The following is a 21,414-nucleotide window of genomic DNA, read 5'->3' as shown; positions in this document are numbered from 1 at the left end:
GCGGAGCCTCCGCCGAGATGCGTGTCCCGCGTCCGTCTGCCTTATCCCGGCCGTGACGCCATGACCGCCGTTGCCGAATTTCCCTTCGTCGCCGTCGTCGGCCAGCCGGCGCTCAAGACCGCGCTGCTGCTCAGCGTCATCGATCCGCGCCTCGGCGGCGTGCTGATCAGCGGTCCCAAGGGCAGCGCCAAGTCGACCCTGGCCCGGGCGCTGGCGGAAATTCTGCCCCACGACGCCGAGGGCCGCCGGCCGTCGCTGGTGACCCTGCCGCTGGGCGCCAGCGAGGAGCGGCTGACCGGCAGCCTGGACCTGCAGCGGGTGCTCGCCGACGGCGAGGCGCGCTTCCAGGAGGGCCTGCTGGCCCGCGCCCACGGCGGCCTGCTGTACGTCGATGAGGTCAATCTGCTGCCGGATGCGTTGGTCGACCTGCTGCTCGACGTGGCCGCCAGCGGCGTCAACCGCGTCGAGCGCGACGGCCTGAGCCATGCCCACCCGGCGCGCTTCAGCCTGATCGGTACCATGAACCCCGACGAGGGCGAGCTGCGCCCGCAGCTGCTCGACCGCTTCGGCCTGTGCGTCGAGCTGGCGGCGAGCCCCGGCGTGGCCGAGCGCGTGGCGATCCTGCGCCAGCGCGAGGCCTTCGACCGCGACCCGCGTACCTTCGTCGACGCCCACGAGGCCGAGCAGGCGGCGCTGACCCGGCGCCTGGCCGAGGCCCGCGACCGCCTTCCCGAGATCGTCGCCGACGATGACGCCTACGAGCGCATCGCCGAGCGCAGCCAGGCCGCCGGGGTCGAGGGCCTGCGCGCCGACGTCACCTGGCACCGCGCCGCCCGGGCCCATGCGGCCTGGCGCGGTGCGGCCCGCGTCGAGCGTGAGGACCTGGACGCCGTCGAGCCCTGGGTGCTGGCCCACCGCCGCACCCTCGCCCCCGACGACAACGGCAGCGGTTCCGACTCCGGCGCCGGCGGGAACGGGGCTGGCGAGGGCGAGCGGAGCCAAGGCGGGGCGAGCGGCGACGATTCGCGCAGGCCGGCCTCCGATGGCGCCCAGGCCCCCGGGGCCGATTCACAGCCGCAGGGCCAGTGGGGTGCCATGCCGCCGATGGCGCAGCCGAGCGTCGCGACGCCGATGCCGTCGCTGCCCGAGTCGACGCCCACTCCCAAGGCCGGCGGGACGCCGTCGTCGCTCGCCGCGTCGAGCCGCCGTCCCGGCCGCCAGGTGGGCCGCCGCCGGGATCGTCGCCAGGCCGAGCCTGGCGATCCCGCGCCGCGCCCGGACTGGTTCGCCACCCTGGTCGAACACCGCGGCCGTCGGCCCTGGCGCCGCCTGTGCTATCGCCGCCCGCGCTCCGGCCAGCCGATGCTGCACCTGGTGCTGCTGGACACCTCCGCCTCGACCCTCGGCCGGCGCCTGCTGGGCCGGGCCAAGGGCGCGGTCGATGTCCTGGCGCGCCGGGCCTACGCCGCCCGCGAGCAGATCGCGGTGCTGGGCTTCGGCAACGACGGCATCGAGACCCTACAGCCCAAGCGTCGCGCGCCCAGGGACCTGCTCGAGCGGCTCGACGCCGTGCCCGGCGGCGGCGGCACGCCGCTGCGCGAGGCCGTGGGCCACGCCGCCCGGCTGGTGCGCCGCTGGCGCCGCCAGGACGCGGGCCTGCAGGTGCGCACCTACCTGATCACCGACGGCCGCACCCGCCAGCCGCTCGGCGGCCTGCCGCCGCTCGGCGACTGCGTGGTCGTCGACACCGAATCCACCGCCGTGAAGCGCGGCCGCGGCCGCGACATCGCCCGGGCGCTGGGCGCCGATTACCGGCCGCTGGCCGGCCTGGAGGCGGGGGCATCGACATGAATGTCAAGGAAGCAAACGCGATGCACGAGCACGACGCCGTGAGCTGCCCGGCGGTGTTCGTCGCCGCGCCGGCCTCGGGCCAGGGCAAGACCACCGTGACCGCGGCGCTGGCGCGGATGCTGCGCCGCCAGGGCAGGGTGGTGCGGGTGTTCAAGACCGGCCCGGACTACCTGGACCCGCGGGTGCTGGCCCAGGCCTCCGGCCAGCCGGTGGACCCGCTCGACCTGTGGATGGCCGGCGAGGCCTACTGCCGCCAGCGGCTGTTCGAGGCCGCCCGGGAGGCCGACCTGATCCTGGTCGAAGGCGCCATGGGCCTGTTCGACGGCGAGCCCTCCAGCGCCGATCTGGCCGCGCTGTTCGGCCTGCCGATGGTGATCGTGATGGACGTCAAGGGTATGGCCCAGACCGCGGCGGCGCTGGTGGCCGGGCTGGCCGGCTTCCGCGACGACGTGCGCATCGCCGGGCTGATCGCCAACGCCTGCGGTTCGGCCCGCCATCGCGAGCTGATCGAGGGCGCGCTGCCGGCGAGCGTGCCGCTGCTGGCGGCGATGCCCCGTGACCCGGCCCTGGCGCTGCCCGAGCGCCACCTGGGGCTGGTCCAGGCCGAGGAGATCCGCGACGACCTGGAGACGCGCTTCGACGCCGGCGCCGAGGCGCTCGCCGCCGAGGGCCTGGCCGAGTCCCTGCTGGCGCTGCCGCCGGTGGCCTTCATGCCCGCGCCCATTGATGCCTCCGCGCCGCCGGCCTGGCTCGCCGGGCGCACCATTGCGGTGGCGCGCGACGCCGCCTTCAGCTTCGTCTACCAGGCCAACCTGGACCTGCTCGAACGCATGGGCGCGACGCTGCGTGTCTTTTCTCCACTGGCCGATACGAGCCTGCCGGCCTGCGACGCCCTGTGGCTGCCGGGTGGCTACCCGGAGCTTCACGCCGAAGGCCTGGCCGCCAACGCCGCGCTGCGCGACGACCTCCGGCGAGCCTTCGAGGACGATCTGCCGATCCTCGCCGAGTGCGGCGGGCTGCTCTACTGCCTGGAGACCCTGACCGACCAGGACGGCGAGACCCACGCCATGCTGGGCCTGCTGCCCGGCGCCGGCGCCATGCGCGGGCGCCGAGGCTGCCAGGGCATGCAGACCGCCGAGCTGCCCGAGGGCCCGGTGCGCGGCCATGCCCATCATCGCTCCCAGGCCAGCGGCACGCCCGAGCCCATCGCCTTTGGTCGCCGTCAGCGCCATCCCGCGCCCGGCGAGGCGATCTATCGCGCGCGAGGCCTGACCGCGTCCTACCTGCACCTGTTCTTCCCCGACAACCCCGCCGCCGTGGCCCGCCTGTTCGGCGTGGCCGCGAACGCTGATGATTCGACCAAGGAATGCCACGCATGAAACTCGACAAGATTCCCGCCACGGTGGTGACCGGCTTCCTCGGCAGCGGCAAGACCACGCTGCTGGCCGGCATCCTGCGCCGCATCACCGGCAAGCGCATCGCCGTGATCGTCAACGAGTTCGGCGAGCAGGACATCGACTCCAGCCTGCTGCGCGGCTGCGCCATCGGCTGTGAGGAGGACGGCGCCCAGGCGCTCGACGAGGACGGCAGCATCTTCGAGCTGGCCAACGGCTGCATCTGCTGCACGGTGGAGGAAGAGTTCCTGCCGGTGATGAAGAAGCTGGTGGCCCGCCGCGACGACATCGACCACATCCTGATCGAGACCAGCGGCCTGGCGCTGCCCAAGCCGCTGGTGCAGGCCTTCAACTGGCCGGAGGTGCGCCAGCACTGCACCGTCGACGCTATCATCACCGTGGTCGACGGCCCGGCGGTGGCCGCCGGGCGCTACGCCAGCGACGTCGAGCGGGTCGAGGCCCAGCGTCGCGCCGACGACAGCCTGGATCACGACCCCAGCCTGCGCGAGCTGCTGGACGACCAGCTCAGCGCCGCCGACCTGGTGCTGGTCAGCAAGAGCGACCTGCTCGCCGAGGACGAGCGCGCGCGGGTCGAGGCGCTGGTGGCCGACAGGGTCCCCGGGTCCGTGAAGACGCTCTATATCGATCCGAGCCTGACCGACGATCCGGCCCGCCTGGAGGCCCTGATGGGGATCGGCGCCGCGAGCGAGGAGGGCATCGACCGCATCGACAACCATCACGACCGCCACCACGCCGAGGGCGCCCATCACGACCACGCCCACGACCACTTCGACGGCCTGGTGATCCGCCTGGGCGAGGTCGACGCCGAGGCGCTGGAGGCGCGCCTGGCCGCGCTGCTGAAAGAACACGAGATCTATCGCGCCAAGGGCTTCGCGGCGATTCCCGGCAAGCCCATGCGCCGGGTCATCCAGGCCGTGGGCGAGCGGCTGGACGGCTACTTCGACCGGCTATGGGCGCCAGGCGAGCCGCGTCACACCGAGCTGGTCATCATCGGCCGGCACCTGGATCGCGAGGTGCTGGAGGCGGCGCTGGCCGGTGCCGAGAGCGCGACGCCCGCCTGATGCACCTGTTCGCCGCCAAGCCGGGAGGCTTCGTCGACGACGAGGGCATCGTCGACCTGCAGCAGACGCCCGCCGAGGTCGTGATCCTGTCGGCCGCCGACAGCAGCCTGTCGGCGCTGGCCCAGGCGGCCGAGCGGCTGGGCGACGCCTATCCCTCGGTGCGCCTCGCCAACTGGATGAACCTGGTCAAGCCCGCCGCCTATGACCTCTACGAGGATCGGGTGCTGGAGCACGCGCGGCTGGCGATCGTCTCGCTGCTCGGCGGCAGCGCCTACTGGCAGTACGGCGTCGATCGCCTGCGGGCCTGGGCGGCGGCGGACCCGACGCGGCGGCTGATCCTGGTGCCGGGCTGCGACGCTCCCGACGATGCCCTGCTGGAGGCCTCCAGCGTGCCGGTCGAGTCGGCCCGTCGGGTATGGCGCTACCTGCGCGAGGGCGGTGCCGACAACGCCGAGCAGCTGCTGCGCTTCGTCGGCGCGGAATATCTGGGCCTGGAACAGAGCGCGGCGCCGCTCGACTGGCGCGAACCGCGGGCGATTCCCCCGGCTTTAGTCTATCTCTCTCAGGCGCCCGAATCCGCGCTTTCTCAGGCGCCCGAATCCGCGCTCTCTCAGGCGCCCGAATCCGCGCTCTCTCAGGCGCCCGATACCGCGCCGAGCGCCGGATGGGAAGCGTCGCTTTCGGACTGGGAGGCGCAGCGCGATCCCGCGCGCCCCGTCTGCCTGCTGCTGTTCTACCGCAGCCACCTGCAGGGGGCGAATACCGCGGTGCTAGACGGCCTGATCGCGGCGCTCGAGGCCGAGGGCCTGGCGCCGCTGGCGGTGGCGGTGGCCTCGCTGAAGGAAGACGCCTGCGTCGCCTTCGTCGATCACCTGATCGAGCGCACCGGTGCTGGCCTGGTGGTCAACACCACCGGCTTCTCGGTCAACCGCGAGCCCGACCAGGGCGGCATCGACGCCGGCGCGTTCGGTGAAGACGAGGATGAGGCGGCGGGCCTGTTCGCCGGCCGGCCGGTGGTGCTGCAGGCGATACTGGCCAGCAGCCCCGAGGATGACTGGCGCGACAAGGCCGCCGGCCTGCACAGCCGCGACGTGGCCATGCAGGTGGTGCTGCCGGAGATGGACGGGCGCGTCATCACCCGGGCGGTGGGCTTCAAGGCCGAGGCCCATTACAGCGAGCGCTGCCAGCTGTCGGTGACCCGCCATGCGCCGCATCCCGAGCGCGCCGCCTTCGTCGCCGCATTGGCCCGGCGCTACGCGCGGCTGCGCCACACCGCCAACGCCGACAAGCGCCTGGCGCTGGTGCTGGCCAACTATCCCACCCGGGACGGCCGCATCGGCAACGGCGTCGGCCTCGACACCCCGGCGTCCGCCGTCAACCTGCTGCGTGCGCTGGAGGAGGCCGGCTATCCGCTGGCGGACCTGCCCGCGGACGGCGACGCGCTGATCCGGCGCCTGCAGGGCAGCGTGACCAACGATCCGCAGTCGCTTGCCTGGCGCGGCAGCTGGCAGAGCCTCGGCGTCGACGACTACCTGGCCTGGTTCCGCACCCTGCCGGAGGCCCTGCAGGAGGCGGTCTGGCGGCGCTGGGGCGCCCCCGAGGACGACCCCAAGCACCGCCAGGGTCGGCTCCTGATCGCCGGCATCCGCCTCGGCGAGACCTTCGTCGGCATCCAGCCGGCTCGCGACATCGACACGGGGCCGGACTCAGACCCGATCAAGAGCTACCACGACACCGAGCTGGTGCCGCCCCACAGCTACCTGGCCTTCTACCTGTGGCTGCGCGAGCACTACCGGGTGGACGCGGTGATCCACGTCGGCAAGCACGGCAACCTGGAGTGGCTGCCCGGCAAGAGCACGGCGCTCTCGGCCGAGTGCTGGCCGGACGTGGCGCTGGGGCCGCTGCCGCATTTCTATCCCTTCATCGTCAACGACCCGGGCGAGGGCGCCCAGGCCAAGCGCCGCAGCCAGGCGGTGATCATCGATCACCTGATGCCGCCGCTGGCCCGGGCCGAGCTCTACGGCGAGCTGGCCGAGCTCGAGTCGCTGACCGACGAGTACTACCAGGCGCTGGGCATGGACCCGCGCCGCGAGGCGCTGCTGCGCGAGCGCATCCTCGAGCACCTGAAGGGCACCGGCATCGACGCCGAGCTGAAGCCGTCGGCGAGCGAAGGGGATGAGGCCTGTCAGGGCGCCGACGAGCGCCTGCTGAACGAGCTCGACACCTTCCTCTGCGATATCAAGGAAGCCCAGATCCGCCACGGCCTGCACGTGCTCGGCACCCTGCCGCCGGCGGAAAAGCGGGCCGCGACCCTGGTCGCCATCCTGCGGCTGCCGCGGGGCGAGGGCCCCGAACGCCAGGGCCTGCTGCACGCCCTGGCCGACGACCTGGGCCTGCTTGAGCCGGGTGTCACGGGCGAAGCGGGCACTCTCTTCGATCCGCTGGCCGCCGGCGCCGAGCCCTGGCGGGGGCCGAGGCCGGCGGCCTTGAGCGAACCGGACGAACTGGCTGACGCCCCCTGGCGCAGCGCCGCCGACACCCGCGAACGCCTCGAGCGCCTGGCCGAGCGGCTGGTCGAAGGCCATGTGCTGGAAGACGGCGACCTCGAGGCGCTGGCCCGCGACTGGCCGGCCACCGCGGCGCTGTGTCGCCACGCCCGCGACGGCCTCTGGGCCGCCATGCGCCACGGTGCCGAGCGCGAGATCGGCGCGCTGATCGACGGGCTCGACGGCCTGGCCGTGCCGCCGGGGCCGAGCGGGGCGCCCAGCCGCGGCCGGCTCGACGTGCTGCCCACCGGGCGCAACTTCTTCAGCGTCGACAATCGCGCCGTGCCGTCGCCCGCCGCCTGGTCGCTGGGCGAGTCCTCGGCCCAGGCATTTGTCGAGCGCTACCTGCAGGACCATGGCGACTATCCGCGTCGGCTGGGCCTGTCGATCTGGGGCACGGCCACCATGCGCACCGGCGGCGACGACATCGCCCAGGCCCTGGCGCTGATGGGCGTGCGGCCGATCTGGTCGCTGGGCTCGCAGCGGGTGGTCGACGTGGAGGTCATTCCCAGCATGCTGCTGGGCCGGCCGCGGGTGGACGTCACCCTGCGGGTGTCCGGCTTCTTCCGCGACGCCTTCCCCCACGTCATCAAACTGTTCGACGCCGCGGTGCGGGCGGTGGCCGACTACCACGAGCCGGGCACTAGCAACACCATCCGTGCCGCGGTCGAGGCGCGCCGCGGCGAGCTGGAGGCCGCCGGGCTCTCGCCCGAGGCGGCCGAGCAGGAGGCGGGCTTCCGGGTGTTCGGCAGCCGGCCCGGCGAGTACGGCACCGGCCTGGATCGGCTGGTCGACACGCGCGCCTGGGACGATGCCGACGAGTTGGCCGAGGCCTATGTCGCGGCCGGCGCCTACGCCTACGGCCAGTTCCCCGAGTCCGGCGCCGGGGCGCGCCGTGCCTTCGCGCATCGGCTCGAGGGGCTGCAGGCGGTGCTGCACAACCAGGACAACCGCGAGCACGACATCCTCGATTCCAGCACCTACTACGCCTTCCAGGGCGGCATGGCCAACGCCGGCCGCGCCCTCGGCGGCGAGGCGCCGGCCGTCTACCACGCCGACCATGCCAACCCGGCGCGGCCGCGCATCCGCACCCTGCAGGAGGAGATCACCCGGGTGTTGCGCTCCCGGGTGCTCAATCCCAAGTGGATCGAGGCCATGCGCGAGCACGGCTACAAGGGCGCCTTCGAGATGGCCGCCACCGTGGACACCCTGTTCGCCTATGACGCCACCACCGACCTGGTGCCCGACCACCAGTACGCCCAGGTGAGCGATGCCCTGGTGTTCGACGACGCCAACCAGCGCTTCCTGCGCGAGCACAACGCCGCCGCACTCGAGGAAATGGCCGAGCGGCTGCTCGAGGCCGTCCAGCGCGGCCTGTGGGAGGACGCCGGCGAGCGCGCCGAGGCCCTGCAGGACCTGCTGCTCGAGTTCGACGAGCGACGGGAGGGGATGTCTTGAAAGAACAGGGCGTGAAGGAGAAGCGCTCGAGCGCCTCGCCACGGGTTCGCGGCTGGTGCCCCGGCGCCTGGCGGCCCATGGCCACCGGCGACGGGCTGCTGGTGCGGGTGCGCCCGCCGCTGGGCCGGCTCACCCGGGCCCGGATGCTGTCGCTGTGCGAGGCCGCCGAGACCTGGGGCAACGGCCTGATCGAGCAGACCCGCCGCGCCAACCTGCAGCTGCGCGGCGTGAGCGAGGCCGGCTGGCCCGAGCTGATGGCGTTTCTGGTCGAGCACGGCCTGGCGGCCCCGGACGCCGAGGGCGAGCGCCGCCCGGCGCTGCTGCTGGCCCCGGACTGGCGAGAGGGCGACGCGACGCACGAGGCGGCGCGCCTGCTGGAGCGCCGACTGGCCGACTGGCCGGCGCTGCCGGACAAGTGGGGCCTGGCGCTGGACGCCGGCCCGGCCCCGGTGCTGCGCGACGTGCCCGCCGACCTGCGCCTGGAGCGCTCGCGCGAGGGCGGCCTGCTGGTGCGGGCCGACGGGCGCGAGTGGGGCACGCCCGTCGCCGACGTCGAGGCCGCGGTCGAACTGATGACGCGGCTGGCGCACTGGTTCGTCGACGCGGGCGGCCTCGCGGCCGGGCGTATGCGCCGCCTCACCGCGCCGCTGCCGGGCTGGGCGGCCGCCGATACCGAGCCAGCTGCCGCGCCGCAAGCGTCCGACGCCGCCTCGGGCCTGACGCCGGGGCCGCATCCCGCCGGCCGGGTGGTGGGGCTGCCCTTCGGCCGAGCCACGGCCGCGTCGCTGCGCGCTGCCATGTGCGACGAGGCTATCACCGGCGTGCGCGTGACGCCCTGGCGGCGCCTGCTGCTGGAAGGCGAGGGCGCGAATTCGAACATGAAAGACGGCGCGCCGGACGACGGGCTGATCCATGACGCGCGCGACCCGCGCCTGGCCATGGACGCCTGTCCCGGCGCGCCGTTCTGTGCCCAGGCCAGCGTGGCGACTCACGGCCTGGCTCAGTCGCTGGCCGAGCGGCGAAGCGAGGGCCCGGGCGAATCGGCCGCGGGCCGGCTGCATGTTTCCGGCTGCGCCAAGGGCTGCGCCCGCAGCGGCCCGGCCGAGGTCTGCCTGACGGGGCGCGACGGCCGCTATGACCTGATTCTGGGCGGACGCGCCGATGACACGCCGGTCGCGACCGGCCTCGGCGAATCCGACGCTATCGAATATTGGGAGACACGCGATGCCTTACGTCTATGAAACCGACGGACCGGCGATCTACCGGGAGTCCTTCGCCATCATACGGCGCGAGGCCGAGCTTTCACGCTTCTCGTCCGAGGAGGAGCCGGTCGCCGTGCGCATGATCCACGCCGCCGGCCTGGTGGCGCTGGCGCCGCATGTCCACTTCCGCGACGACGCCGTGAACGAGGCCCGGGCGGCGCTGGAGGGCGGCGCGCCGATCCTGTGCGACGCACGCATGGTCGCCGAGGGCATCACCCGCAAGCGCCTGCCGGCGGACAACGCCGTGATCTGCACCCTGCACGACGAGCGGGTACCGGGGCTGGCGCGCGAGATGGGCAACACCCGCTCGGCGGCGGCGCTGGAGCTGTGGCGGCCCCGGCTCGAGGGCGCGGTGGTGGCGATCGGCAACGCCCCGACCGCGCTGTTCCACCTGCTCAACATGCTCGAGGACCCGGACTGCCCGCGCCCGGCGGCGATCGTCGGCTGCCCGGTGGGCTTCGTCGGCGCGGCGGAGTCCAAGCAGGCGCTGTGGGAGAGCGGGGCGGCGCCCTGCGCCATCGTCGAGGGCCGGCTCGGCGGCAGCGCGGTGACGGTGGCCGCCATCAACGCCATGGCGGATCGCAGCGAATGACGATGCCAGAAACGCCTTCCAGCACGCCCCCCGGCACGATTCACGGCATCGGCCTCGGCCCCGGCAGCCAGGACCTGATGAGCGTGCGCGCCGACCGGCTGATCCGCGGCGCCAGCCACGTCGCCTACTTCCGCAAGAAGGGCCGCACCGGCCACGCCCGCACCATCGTCGAGGGCATGCTGGCGCCCGGCGCCGTGGAGCTTGCCATGGAGTATCCGGTCACCACCGAGATTCCCTTCGACGATCCGCGCTACAACGCGTGGCTGGCGGCCTTCTACGAACGTCAGGTGGCCCAGCTCGCCGAGATCGCCGGGGCGGGCCACGACGTGGCGGTGCTGTGCGAGGGCGACCCCTTCTTCTATGGCTCCTTCATGCACCTCTACACGCGGCTGCTGGATCGCGTGCCGGTGGAGGTGGTGCCCGGCATCACCGGCATGTCCGCCGCCTGGACGGCCACGGGCCGGCCCATCACCTGGGGCGACGACGTGCTGACGGTGCTGACCGCGACCCAGCCCGAGGAGCGGCTGGCCGAGCGCATCGCGCGCACCGACGCCCTGGTGGTGATGAAGATCGGCCGCCACCTCGACAAGTTGCGCCGTGCGCTGACAAGCGCCGGCCGCGAAGATGAGGCCTGGCTGATCGAGTACGCCTCCATGGGCCGGCAGCGGGTGGTGCCGCTGGCCGAGGTCGGCGAGAGCGTGCCCTATTTCTCGATTCTGGTGATCCACGGCAACGGGAGGCGGCCATGAGCGAAGCGGGTTGGCTTAAGATCGTCGGCCTCGGCCCAGGCAATGAGTCGCTGATCACCCCTGAGGCGTCGGGCGCGCTTGCCGAGGCCACCGACGTGGTGGGCTACGTGCCCTACGTCGAGCGGGTCGCGCCGCGCCCGGGGCTGACCCGCCACGGTTCGGACAACCGCGAGGAGATCCGCCGCGCCGAGCAGGCCCTCGAGATGGCGGCCGATGGCCGCCGGGTGGCGGTCGTGTCCTCGGGCGACCCCGGCGTGTTCGCCATGGGCGCGGCGGTGTTCGAGGCGCTGGAGGCGGGCCAGCCGGCCTGGCGGGCGCTGGACATCCAGGTGCTGCCGGGGGTCTCGGCGATGCTCGCCGCCAGCGCGCGCCTCGGCGCGCCGCTGGGCCACGACTTCTGCTGCCTCAACCTCTCCGACAACCTCAAGCCCTGGGCGCTGATCGAGAAGCGCCTGCGGCTGGCCGCCGAGGCCGACTTCGCCATGGCCTTCTACAACCCCCGCTCCCGCTCGCGGCCGGAGGGCTTCGCCCGCGCCCTGGGCGTGCTGCGCGAGGCCTGCGGCGACGCGCGCCCGATCATGTTCGCCCGCGCGGTCTCCACGCCCGAGGAGCGCCTGCGGGTCGTCACCCTCGGCGAGGCGACCCCCGAGATGGCCGACATGCGCACCCTGGTGATGGTGGGCTCGAGCCTGACGCGGCGCATTCCGGCCGCCAGCGACGAGGCGGGCGAGTGGGTCTATACGCCGCGGTCGGTGCCGTCCGCCGAGGCGGATCGATGACCCAGCCAGTCCAGCACCGCATCGGGGCCATGGGCCTCGCGGCGGGGCGGCAGCGCCGGGCGGTCGATCATGATCACCGGCAGCTGAAGCGCGCGGGCGGCCTCGAGCTTGGCCGCCGCCCCCGCGCCGCCGGCGTTCTTGCACACCAGGCGCTCGATGCCGTGCTCGCGCATCAGGGCCAGGTCGCCCTCCCGGGTGAAGGGGCCGCGGTCGACGGTCAGGGTATGGCGGGGCAGCGGCGGCGACTCCTCGGGCAGGTCGACCAGCCGCAGCACGTAGTGGTGCTCGGGCCGGGCGGCGAAGGCCGCCAGGTGCATGCGGCCGATCGCCAGCAGCACCCGCTCGGGCGGGCCGGCGAGCGCCGCCACCGCCGCCTCGATGCTCGCGACGCGCTGCCAGCGGTCACTTTCCTGCGGCTCCCACGGCGGCCGGGTCAGGGCGATCAGCGCGGTGCCCGTTCGCTCGGCCGCGGCGACGGCATGGCGGCTCATCTGCTCGGCGAAGGGATGGGTGGCATCGACCAGGTGGGTGATGCGCTGCGTCGCGAGGAAGTCGGCCAGCCCGTCCGCGCCGCCGAAGCCGCCGACCCGGGTCGGCAGCGGCTGGGGTTTCGGCGAGGCGACGCGGCCGGCGTAGCTGAACAGCGCGGGGATCTCGCGCTCGGCGAGCGCGCGGGCCAGGGCGCTGGCCTCGGTGGTACCTCCCAGGATCAGGACCTTCATGATGACTGACGCGGACGACGCTCCCTGGCTGACGGTGGTGGGCTGGGGCGAGAGTGGCACGGCCGGACTCACGCCGGCAAGCCGCGAGGCGCTTCAGGCCGCCGAGGTGCTGTTCGGCGCCCGGCGCCATCTGCGCCTGCTGCCGCCGCTCGCCGCCGAGGTGCGCGAGTGGCCGGTGCCCTTCGCCGACGGCATTCCCGAACTGCTGGCCGAGCGCGGCCGGCGCACGGTGATGCTGGCCTCCGGCGATCCCTTCTGGTTCGGCGCCGGCGCCACCCTGGCGCGGCATCTCGCGCCGGGCGAGTGGCGCTCGCTGCCGTCGCCCTCGACCTTCAGCCTGGCGGCCTCGCGGCTCGGCTGGTCGCTGGAGGGCGTGACCTGCCTCGGCCTGCACGCCCGGCCGCTGACGCGGCTGCGTCCGCACCTGCATAGCGGCCGCCGGCTGCTGGTGCTGCTGCGCGATGGTGCGGCGGTGGCGGCGCTGGCCGACTGGCTGGGGCGCGTCGGCTTCGGTGCCAGCCAGCTTCACGTGCTGGAGGCCCTGGGCGGCGATGAAGAGCGCGTGCGCTGCGCGCGTGCCGATGCAGAGCTGCCGGGCGACGTCGCCCATCCGGTGGCGGTGGGTCTCGAGGTCGCGGGTGACGGGCCGGCGCTGCCGCTGACGCCGGGGCGGCCGGATGGCTGGTTCGCCCACGATGGCCAGATCACCAAGCCGGCGGTGCGCGCCGCCACGCTGGCCGCCCTGGCCCCGATGCCGGGCGAGCGGCTGTGGGACATCGGCACCGGCTCCGGCTCGGTGGCCATCGAGTGGCTGCTGGCCCATCCGGACAACCGCGCCCTGGGCCTCGAACGCGACCCCGAGCGGGCCGAGCGCGCCCGCCGCAACGCCCGGGAACTCGGCGTCGACTGGCTGGAGGTGGTCGAGGGCGACGCCGCGGCGCTGCTGGCGAATGAGCTCGCCGACGCGCCGCCGCCGGATGCGGTCTTCATCGGCGGTGGGCTCTGCGAAGCGCTGCTCGACGCGCTGTGGCCTCGCCTGCCGGCGGGCACGCGGCTGGTGGCCAACGCGGTGACGCTCGAATCCGAGGCGCTGCTGGCCCAGCGGCAGCGCGAACTCGGCGGCGAGCTGGTGCGCCTGGAGCTGTCGGCGGCGACCGCCCTCGGCAGACGCCGCGGCTGGAAGGCCGCCTATCCCATCGTGCAGTGGCGAGTCGTGAAATGAGCGGTGAGAGGAACGGCGCGGGGCAGGCCGCCATGGAAGGCGCCATAGAGAGCAAAGCGATGAGAATCGCGGGCTTCGGCTTTCGCCGCTCGGCCACGCTCGCCTCACTCACCGAGGCGCTGGAGCGGCTTGAGGCGTGCCATGGCCCGGCCGACCGGCTGGCGGCGGCCGACAGCATGCGGCCGACGGTGCAGGCCCTGGGCGAGGCGCGGGGCCTCGAGACGCTCGCCGTGCCCGATGAGACGCTGGCCTCGGCCGAGACGCTGACGCATTCCCCGCGCAGCCGCCGGGCCCGAGGCACCGGCAGCGTCGCCGAGGCCGTGGCGATACTGGCGGCGGGCCCGAGCGGCGAGCTGCTCGGCCCGCGGCGGGTTTCCGCGGACCGCCGCGCCACCGCGGCGATGGCCATCGCCGCGATGACAACCGACACCCCGGCAGGAGATATTGCATGACCGTTCACTTCATCGGTGCCGGCCCCGGCGCGCCGGACCTCTTGACCCTGCGCGGGCGCGACCTGATCGCCGCCAGTCCGGTGTGCCTCTACGCCGGCTCGCTGGTGCCCGAGGCGATCCTCGACCACTGCCCGGCGGACGCCCGGATCATCAATACCGCGCCGCTGTCCCTCGACGAGATCATCGATGAGATCGCCGCGGCCCACGCGGCGGGGCAGGACGTGGCCCGGCTGCACTCCGGCGACCTGTCGGTGTGGTCGGCCATGGGCGAGCAGCTGCGCCGGCTGCGCGCGCTGGACATTCCCTACGCCATCACGCCCGGGGTGCCGGCCTTCGCCGCGGCCGCCGCCACCCTCGGCCAGGAGCTGACGCTGCCGGGCGTGGCGCAGTCGGTGGTGCTGACTCGCACCCCGGGTCGCGCCAGCGCCATGCCGGACGGCGAGACCCTGGCCAACTTCGCCCGCACCGGCACGACGCTGGCGATCCACCTGTCCATCCATAACCTGGAGCAGGTGGTGGCGGAGCTCGCACCCCGCTACGGCGACGACTGCCCGGTGGCCATCGTCTGGCGCGCCAGCTGGCCCGACCAGAAGGTGATCCGCGGGCGGCTCGACACCATCGCTTCGCGCCTCGATCCGGCCATGAACCGCACCGCCCTGATCCTGGTCGGCCCGGCGCTGGCAAGCGATAACTTCGATGACAGCTGCCTCTACGCCATCGGCTACGACCGCCGCTTCCGGCCGAAGTCGGCAGACTCGCCCTTCGCCGAGGGCGGCGCCTTTGAGGAAGAACGCGCGGCACGAGAGGGCGGCGCATGATCCATCTGTCGCTGATCGGCATCGGCACCGGCAACCCCGAGCACGTGACCCTGGCCGGCGTGCGCGCGCTGCGCGAGGCCGCGCTGATCCTGCTGCCGCGCAAGGGCGAGGCCCGTTCGGACCTAGTCGACCTGCGTCGGCTGCTGTGCCGCAACCTGCTCGACGAGGCCGCACAATCGCGCATGGTGGAGTTCGACCTGCCGCGCCGCGACGGCCGCGACGACTACCTGGGCGCGGTGGACGACTGGCACGCCGCCATCGCCGAGACCTGGCGCGAGCAGATGACGCATCACCTGCCCGGGGGCGGGCGGGTCGCGATGCTGATCTGGGGCGACCCCTCGCTCTACGACAGCAGCCTGCGCATCGCCGCGCGCCTCAAGGGGGCAGGGCGAGAGAACGAAAGCGGCATGGCGCTCGAGGTCGAGGTGGTGTCGGGCATCACCAGCCTGCAGGTGCTGACCGCCGAGCATCGCATCCCCTTGAATGCCCTGGCCGAGCCGGTGCAGATCACCACCGGGCGGCGCCTGCGCGAGCGCGGCTGGCCCGGCGACGCCGCCAGCGTGGCGGTGATGCTGGACGCCGGCGGCGCCTTCCAGTCGCTGGCCCCGGAGGGCCTGCATATCTGGTGGGGCGCCTATCTCGGCATGGACAAGCAGTGCCTGATCGACGGCCCGCTGGCCGAGGTCGGCCCCGCCATCGTCGAGCGCCGCGCCGCGCTGCGTGAGCGCCATGGCTGGATCATGGATATCTATCTGCTGGCGCGTCAGCCGCTGCTCGAATGATGGATACCGGGGACAAGCCTGCGCGGAGACGCGATAAATACATCCTTGTAGCTCCCGACGCCATCCCTGGCGTAGGAGCTCCGCTGCGACTTGTCCCCGGTATGGCATGAGAACCACCACGTTATTCCCTCGATCGCTGGAGATCTCGATGAAGCACGTCGACCCCGAGCGCCATGCGGTGCGCATGGCCCACAAGCAGAAGATCATGAACGAGCGGATTGCCGCCGCCGACAAGGAGCAGGGCGTGCTGCTGGTGCTCACCGGCCCCGGCAAGGGCAAGAGCAGCTCCGGCTTCGGCATGGTCGCCCGCGCCCTGGGCCACGGCATGAAGGTCGGCGTGGTGCAGTTCATCAAGGGCAAGTTCCAGACCGGCGAGGAGGCCTTCTATCGCTCGCTGCCGGGCGTGGACTACCACGTCATGGGCGAGGGCTATACCTGGGATACCCAGGATCGCGGGCGCGACGTGCGTGCCGCCGAGGCGGCCTGGGCCGAGGCCAGTCGCATGCTGGCCGACCCGGACTATGCCCTGGTGCTGTTCGACGAGCTCAATATCGCCCTGCGCCACGGCTACCTGGAGCTCGACCGGGTGCTCGACGACCTCCAGGGCCGCCCGGCCATGCAGCATGCGGTGGTCACCGGCCGTCACGCCCCCGAGGCGCTGATCGAGCTGGCCGACACCGTGACCGAGATGAAGGTGGTCAAGCATGCCTTCAAGGATCAGGGGATCAAGGCGCAAAAAGGCGTCGAGCTGTAGTCGTCTCGGCTCTGTTGTCGCCTGATGAGCGCCGGGGACGAGACGGCGCGAGGGGTTTTTGCCAGGGGTGAGGCGGATTCCGCCGCTGGGCAAAAGTTAGCGCCCAGGGATGGGTTCACAGCGCCCTCGTGCCGGCTTGGCGCCGGGAAAGCTCATCATTCGCCGAGGTTCGTGCTATCCCACCACCACGATTTCCAGGAGACCACCGCATGGCAGACCCGACCGGGCGACCCGATCACGCATTCTCCGAGGCGCAGCGCGAGGGCCTCTACCGGGCCATCTTCGAGCGCCGCGACGTGCGCGCCCAGTTCCGCCCGGACCCGATTCCGCCCGTGGTGCTGGCGCGGCTGCTCGAGGCCGCTCACCACGCGCCCTCGGTGGGCTTCATGCAGCCCTGGGACTTCCTGCTGATCGACGACCGCGCGGTGCGAAGCCGCGTGCACGCCATCTTCGAGCGCGAGAACGCCAAGGCGGCCGAGGCCCACAGCGGCGAGCGTGGCGCGCTGTATCGCCGCCTCAAGCTGGAGGGCATCCTCGAGAGTCCGCTCAACCTGTGCATCACCTGCGACCGCAGCCGCGGCGGCGAGCACGTGCTGGGCCGCCAGAGCATCGTCGAGATGGACCTGTTCAGCACCTGCCTGGCGGTCCAGAACCTGTGGCTGGCGGCCCGGGCCGAGGGTATCGGCGTGGGCTGGGTCAGCATCCTCGACCAGCATGAGCTGGCCGAGGTGCTGGGCCTGCCGGAGAACGTCTATCCGCTCGCCTACCTGTGCCTGGGCTACGTCGACGAGTTCCTCGACCGCCCCGAGCTGGCTCGCGCCGGCTGGCGCCAGCGCCTGCCGCTGGCCGAGCGGGTGCACGGCAACGGCTGGGGAGAAGCGGCCGATGCCCCGGCGCTGTTCGAGGCGCTCTCGGCGCGGGAGGGCGCGCGATGAAGGCGCTGATGATCCAGGGCGCCCTTCGGCGCATTAGGCCCAGGGAGACGGCGAGGGATGAGGGCCGGCGACCGGAAGGCTAGCTAGCCCCCCGGCGGCCATTCGTCATGGGACGCACACTCGCCATCGTAGGCCAGCCAGGGCACGTCATGGGAGCGCCAGATATGCTGGGCGGGACGCTCTCGCGGATCCTCGTCCAGGGTGGCCACGCGCAGGATGACGTGGGGCTGCCCCGTCCGCTCCGCCATCAGATGCGTCCCGCACCCGGAGCAGAACCAGCGCCGCTTGCCCGGTGACGATACGAAGTGGGAGAGCGTTTCCTCACCCGCGGTCCAGCGGAAATGGCGTCGCTCGACACCGGCGGTGGTGGCGAAGGCTGCGGCATGGGCCTTCTGGCAGGTGCGACAGTGGCAGTGCGCGATCGGCATATCGAGCCGATCGACCTCATAGGTCACTACGCCACACAGGCAGCTTCCTTGCATGTTCCGCTCCCTAGGATGTTCCGGACTGGTGTCCAGGATGTGAATCTCGTCGGCGCCAAGCGCTCGACAACTCGGCCGAGGGTCTTCCGGGCACTAGGCTACTCGATGAAAAGCCAGGGCTTGTCCTGCGATACCTCGTCAACTTGGTCTCGCTTCCTGGATGACCGATTTCGTGGCATTTCCCAATACGGCGATGGATGAAGGATGGCATGCCGTGACTCAGGACCGATAGGAAAGCGCGTCGTTGTCGATTGCGGCCCGTGGGGCGGCTCGGTAGAGTCTCGCCATCTTTGAGGGCGACCCGGTTAAGGCGAGGCATTTGGCATGGCGACATTGATGATCCAGGGCACCACCTCGGACGCCGGCAAGAGCACGGTGGTGGCGGGGCTGTGCCGTCTGCTGGCGCGTCGCGGCGTGTCGGTGGCGCCCTTCAAGCCCCAGAACATGGCGCTGAACAGCGCCGTGACGCCGGAGGGCGGCGAGATCGGCCGTTCCACGGCGCTGCAGGCGGTGGCCTGCGGCCTCGCCCCCCATGCCGACATGAACCCGGTGCTGCTCAAGCCCGAGACCGACCGCGGCGCCCAGGTGATCCTCGACGGTCGGGTCCACGGCCACATGGACGCGCTGGATTACCACGCCTTCAAGCGCCAGGCCCGGGAGACCGTGCTGGCGGCCTGGGAGCGGCTGACGAGCCGCTTCGACCTGGTGATCGCCGAGGGCGCGGGCAGCCCGGCCGAGGTCAATCTGCGCAAGAACGATATCGCCAACATGGGCTTCGCCGAGGCGGTGGACTGCCCGGTGTGGCTGGTGGCCGACATCGACCGCGGCGGCGTCTTCGCCCAGCTGGTGGGCACCCTGGAGCTGCTGAGCGCGTCCGAGCGCGCGCGCACCACCGGGCTTCTGATCAATCGCTTCCGCGGCGACATCGCGCTGCTCGAGCCGGGGCTGGACTGGCTCACCGAGCGCACCGGCAAGCCGGTGACGGGCGTGCTGCCGCACCTGAACGGCCTGCTGCTGGACGCCGAGGACGGCCTCGGCCTCACCGAGAGCGCCGCCGAGGCGCCGGGGCTGCGCGTGGTGGTGCCGGCGCTGCCGCGGATCAGCAACCACACCGACCTCGACGCGCTGCGCCTGCATCCGCGGGTCGAGCTTAAGCTGGTCGGCCCGGGCCAGGCCATGCCGCCCGCCGACGTCATCCTGCTGCCCGGCAGCAAGAGCACCGCCAGCGACCTGGCCTGGCTGCGTCGCGAGGGCTGGGAGCCGGCGATCCGCCGCCACCTGCGCTACGGCGGGCGGGTGCTCGGCATCTGCGGCGGCTTCCAGATGCTCGGCGAGGCCATCGACGACCCGGACGGCCTCGAGGGCGAGGCCGGCAGCGTGCCGGGGTTGGGGCTTCTTTCGATGCGCACTCGCATGGTGGCCGGCAAGCAGCTGCGCAACGTGCGCGGGCGGCTGATGGGGGGAGCAGGCCGAGAGGACGTAGCGGTGAGCGGCTACGAGATCCACAACGGCGTCAGCGAGGGCCCGGCACTGGCGCGGCCGCTGCTCGACCTGGACGGCCGCCCGGACGGCGCGGTGAGCGAGGACGGCCAGGTGATGGGCACCTACCTGCACGGCCTGTTCGACGAGGCGGGGGCGGCGGCCGCACTGCTGGCCATGCTGGGGCTGGAGGGCGAGGCCACGGCCGTGGACCTGGCCGCCCATCGCGAGCGCCAGCTCGACCGGCTGGCCGATACCCTGGAGGAGCATCTCGACCCGGCCACCATCGAGGCGCTGGCGATGGGCCGAGGCCTCGGCTACCATCGCGCGAATCGGTAATCAGCGGCCCTCGCGGCGTTTTCATCCTCCAGAGACAACAGGGTTCCATGGGCAAGCAATCAAAGGTCGCCGAGAGCAGCTGGGAAAACCTGCTCAGGATCTTCACCGTCCCCGAGGCGCCGGGATCGACGCTGAACCGCCTGGACCGGGACATCTCGACGAATCTCTCCGGCTTCCTCGGGGAGCACATCGTCGCGGAAGAGAACGACCTGGCCATCATCGAGCAGGACTTCAGCGATGCCAGGATCCCGGAAGCGCCGGCCTTCGTCTCGGAGCAGACCCAGTTCCTGCTCGACAAGGTGGTCTCGCAGTCGGTGCATACCGCCTCGCCCAGCTTCGTCGGCCACATGACCTCGGCACTGCCGTACTTCATGATCCCGCTGTCGAAGATCATGATCGCGCTCAACCAGAACCTGGTGAAGACCGAAACCTCCAAGGCCTTCACGCCGCTGGAGCGTCAGGTGCTGGGCATGCTGCATCGTCTGATCTACGGGCAGTCCGATGATTTCTACGACCGCTGGCTGCACCACAGCGAGCGTCGCCTCGGCGCCTTCTGCTCCGGCGGCACCGTGGCCAATATCACCGCGCTGTGGGCCGCCAGGAACCGGGCCTTCGGCCCGGATGGCGACTTCCCGGGCATCGGCCGCGGCGGGGTGTTCAGCGCCATGCGGCACTATGAGTGTGAGGGCGCGGCGGTGCTGGTCTCCGAGCGCGGCCACTACTCGCTGTCCAAGGCGGCCGATGTCCTGGGGATCGGGCGGGACCAGATGGTGGCCGTCGAGACGGACGGCTACAACCGCATCCGGCCCGAGGCGCTGGTCGCCACGCTTGAGCGGCTCAAGCGGCAGCGGATTCGGCCGTTTGCCCTGGTCGGTATCGCCGGCACCACCGAGACCGGCAACATCGATCCGCTGGACGGCCTGGCCGATTTCGCCGCGGAGCATGGCCTCCACTTCCACGTGGATGCCGCCTGGGGCGGACCGACGCTGTTCTCGGAGCGCTACCGCCCGCGTCTCGCCGGCATCGAACGGGCCGACTCGGTCACCATCGACGCCCACAAGCAGCTCTATGTGCCGATGGGGGCGGGCATGGTGCTGTTCCGCGAGCCGTCCGCCCTCGGCAGCATCGAGCATCATGCCCAGTACATCATTCGGCGGGGCTCCCGGGATCTCGGCAGCACCACCCTGGAAGGCTCCCGGCCCGGCATGGCGATGCTGGTGCAGTCGGCCCTGAAGATCATCGGGCGTCAGGGCTATGCGATGCTGATCGACAACGGCATCCAGCTGGCGCGGCGCTTCGCCGACCGGATCACGGCGCTCGACGACTTTGAGCTGGTCACCGAGCCTGAGCTCAACATCCTCACCTATCGCTGGGCGCCGCCCGAGGTTCAGGCGCTGCTGGGCGAGGCCGACGAGGCGCTGCGTCAGCGGATCAACGACCTCCTGAACCGCATGACCCAGGCCATCCAGAAGATCCAGCGCGAGCGGGGCAGGGCCTTCGTGTCGCGTACCCGGCTGACGCCGAGTCGCCACGGCGGCCAGGCCATCACCGTGTTCCGGGTGGTGCTGGCCAACCCCCTGACCACCGACCAGGTGCTGCGCGAGCTCATCGAGGAGCAGCGCCAGATCGCCGCGGAGCAGCGGGAAAGCGCCGACTTCGCCGAGCTGAGGGCGCTGCTGGCCTCCCATCGTCGCCAGGGATGATCGTGCTGGCGCC

The 21,414-nt window shown here is 72.3% G+C and carries 18 protein-coding genes; 16 read left to right on the top strand and 2 right to left on the bottom strand.

Features of this window, described 5'->3' with window-relative positions; genetic code table 11:
- Positions 1–60 precede the first annotated feature (60 nt).
- The 8 genes from ACGTNF_RS06495 to cobJ are packed head-to-tail and all read left to right on the top strand — an operon-like array spanning position 61 to position 11,713.
- On the top strand, positions 61–1,851 hold the full coding sequence (locus ACGTNF_RS06495) for an AAA family ATPase (RefSeq protein ID WP_394601079.1): 1,791 nt from the start codon (positions 61–63) through the stop codon (positions 1,849–1,851).
- A gap of 20 nt (positions 1,852–1,871) precedes the next feature.
- Positions 1,872–3,230 carry a cobyrinic acid a,c-diamide synthase CobB gene (locus tag ACGTNF_RS06490; RefSeq protein WP_394600988.1) on the top strand — a complete coding sequence of 453 codons (1,359 nt, stop codon included), beginning with the start codon at positions 1,872–1,874 and terminating at the stop codon, positions 3,228–3,230.
- Complete coding sequence (gene cobW, locus ACGTNF_RS06485) at positions 3,227–4,327, top strand: cobalamin biosynthesis protein CobW (RefSeq protein WP_394600987.1); 1,101 nt, start codon at positions 3,227–3,229, stop codon at positions 4,325–4,327. Before ACGTNF_RS06490 ends, cobW begins: the two co-directional genes overlap by 4 nt.
- Entirely contained in the window at positions 4,327–8,331 is a 4,005-nt protein-coding gene (cobN, locus tag ACGTNF_RS06480; RefSeq protein ID WP_394600986.1) for a cobaltochelatase subunit CobN, read from the top strand. The genes cobW and cobN overlap by 1 nt, the downstream gene beginning before the upstream one ends.
- Positions 8,328–9,572 (top strand): ferredoxin-like domain-containing protein, encoded by a 1,245-nt coding sequence (locus ACGTNF_RS06475; protein ID WP_394600985.1) that lies wholly within the window; start codon positions 8,328–8,330, stop codon positions 9,570–9,572. The genes cobN and ACGTNF_RS06475 overlap by 4 nt, the downstream gene beginning before the upstream one ends.
- Complete coding sequence (locus ACGTNF_RS06470; RefSeq protein WP_394600984.1) at positions 9,556–10,185, top strand: precorrin-8X methylmutase; 630 nt, start codon at positions 9,556–9,558, stop codon at positions 10,183–10,185. The genes ACGTNF_RS06475 and ACGTNF_RS06470 overlap by 17 nt, the downstream gene beginning before the upstream one ends.
- Positions 10,182–10,934, top strand: a complete 753-nt coding sequence (gene cobI / locus ACGTNF_RS06465) for a precorrin-2 C(20)-methyltransferase (RefSeq protein ID WP_394600983.1) — start codon at positions 10,182–10,184, stop codon at positions 10,932–10,934. Before ACGTNF_RS06470 ends, cobI begins: the two co-directional genes overlap by 4 nt.
- Positions 10,931–11,713: a precorrin-3B C(17)-methyltransferase gene (gene cobJ, locus ACGTNF_RS06460; protein WP_394600982.1), complete on the top strand. Its 783-nt coding sequence runs from the start codon at positions 10,931–10,933 to the stop codon at positions 11,711–11,713. The genes cobI and cobJ overlap by 4 nt, the downstream gene beginning before the upstream one ends.
- Here the strand turns inward: cobJ and ACGTNF_RS06455 are convergent.
- Positions 11,671–12,435, bottom strand: a complete 765-nt coding sequence (locus tag ACGTNF_RS06455; protein WP_394600981.1) for a cobalt-precorrin-6A reductase — start codon at positions 12,433–12,435, stop codon at positions 11,671–11,673. The genes cobJ and ACGTNF_RS06455 overlap by 43 nt on opposite strands.
- On the opposite strand from ACGTNF_RS06455, the gene cbiE reads away from it, so the two are divergent.
- The 6 genes from cbiE (at position 12,434) to bluB (ending at position 17,398) form a co-directional block, all read left to right on the top strand.
- Positions 12,434–13,657 (top strand): precorrin-6y C5,15-methyltransferase (decarboxylating) subunit CbiE, encoded by a 1,224-nt coding sequence (gene cbiE, locus ACGTNF_RS06450; protein ID WP_394600980.1) that lies wholly within the window; start codon positions 12,434–12,436, stop codon positions 13,655–13,657. The two genes, ACGTNF_RS06455 and cbiE, sit on opposite strands and share 2 nt — an antisense overlap.
- A gap of 59 nt (positions 13,658–13,716) precedes the next feature.
- Positions 13,717–14,109 carry a cobalamin biosynthesis protein gene (locus ACGTNF_RS06445; protein ID WP_394600979.1) on the top strand — a complete coding sequence of 131 codons (393 nt, stop codon included), beginning with the start codon at positions 13,717–13,719 and terminating at the stop codon, positions 14,107–14,109.
- On the top strand, positions 14,106–14,927 hold the full coding sequence (gene cobM / locus ACGTNF_RS06440; protein ID WP_394600978.1) for a precorrin-4 C(11)-methyltransferase: 822 nt from the start codon (positions 14,106–14,108) through the stop codon (positions 14,925–14,927). Before ACGTNF_RS06445 ends, cobM begins: the two co-directional genes overlap by 4 nt.
- The gene (gene cobF, locus ACGTNF_RS06435) at positions 14,924–15,709 is read left to right on the top strand and encodes a precorrin-6A synthase (deacetylating) (RefSeq protein ID WP_394600977.1); all 786 of its coding nucleotides are present in this window, start codon (positions 14,924–14,926) and stop codon (positions 15,707–15,709) included. Before cobM ends, cobF begins: the two co-directional genes overlap by 4 nt.
- Before the next feature lie 148 nt (positions 15,710–15,857).
- Positions 15,858–16,463 carry a cob(I)yrinic acid a,c-diamide adenosyltransferase gene (cobO, locus tag ACGTNF_RS06430; RefSeq protein WP_394600976.1) on the top strand — a complete coding sequence of 202 codons (606 nt, stop codon included), beginning with the start codon at positions 15,858–15,860 and terminating at the stop codon, positions 16,461–16,463.
- A 209-nt stretch (positions 16,464–16,672) separates the two neighbouring features.
- Positions 16,673–17,398, top strand: coding sequence for a 5,6-dimethylbenzimidazole synthase (bluB, locus tag ACGTNF_RS06425; RefSeq protein WP_394600975.1), 726 nt, complete (start codon positions 16,673–16,675; stop codon positions 17,396–17,398).
- A gap of 83 nt (positions 17,399–17,481) precedes the next feature.
- On the opposite strand, the gene ACGTNF_RS06420 is transcribed toward bluB, so the two are convergent.
- Positions 17,482–17,880, bottom strand: a complete 399-nt coding sequence (locus ACGTNF_RS06420; RefSeq protein WP_394600974.1) for a GFA family protein — start codon at positions 17,878–17,880, stop codon at positions 17,482–17,484.
- 324 nt (positions 17,881–18,204) lie between these two features.
- Between ACGTNF_RS06420 and ACGTNF_RS06415 the strand changes: the two genes are divergently transcribed.
- Positions 18,205–19,698, top strand: coding sequence for a cobyric acid synthase (locus tag ACGTNF_RS06415; protein WP_394600973.1), 1,494 nt, complete (start codon positions 18,205–18,207; stop codon positions 19,696–19,698).
- Between the two features lie 47 nt (positions 19,699–19,745).
- Entirely contained in the window at positions 19,746–21,401 is a 1,656-nt protein-coding gene (panP, locus tag ACGTNF_RS06410; RefSeq protein ID WP_394600972.1) for a pyridoxal-dependent aspartate 1-decarboxylase PanP, read from the top strand.
- The last annotated feature ends 13 nt before the right edge of the window (positions 21,402–21,414 follow it).

Source organism: Halomonas sp. B23F22_10 (assembly GCF_043496975.1).
In the GTDB taxonomy this organism is placed as follows: domain Bacteria; phylum Pseudomonadota; class Gammaproteobacteria; order Pseudomonadales; family Halomonadaceae; genus Halomonas; species Halomonas smyrnensis.
This window is presented reverse-complemented; position numbering and strand designations above follow the sequence as displayed.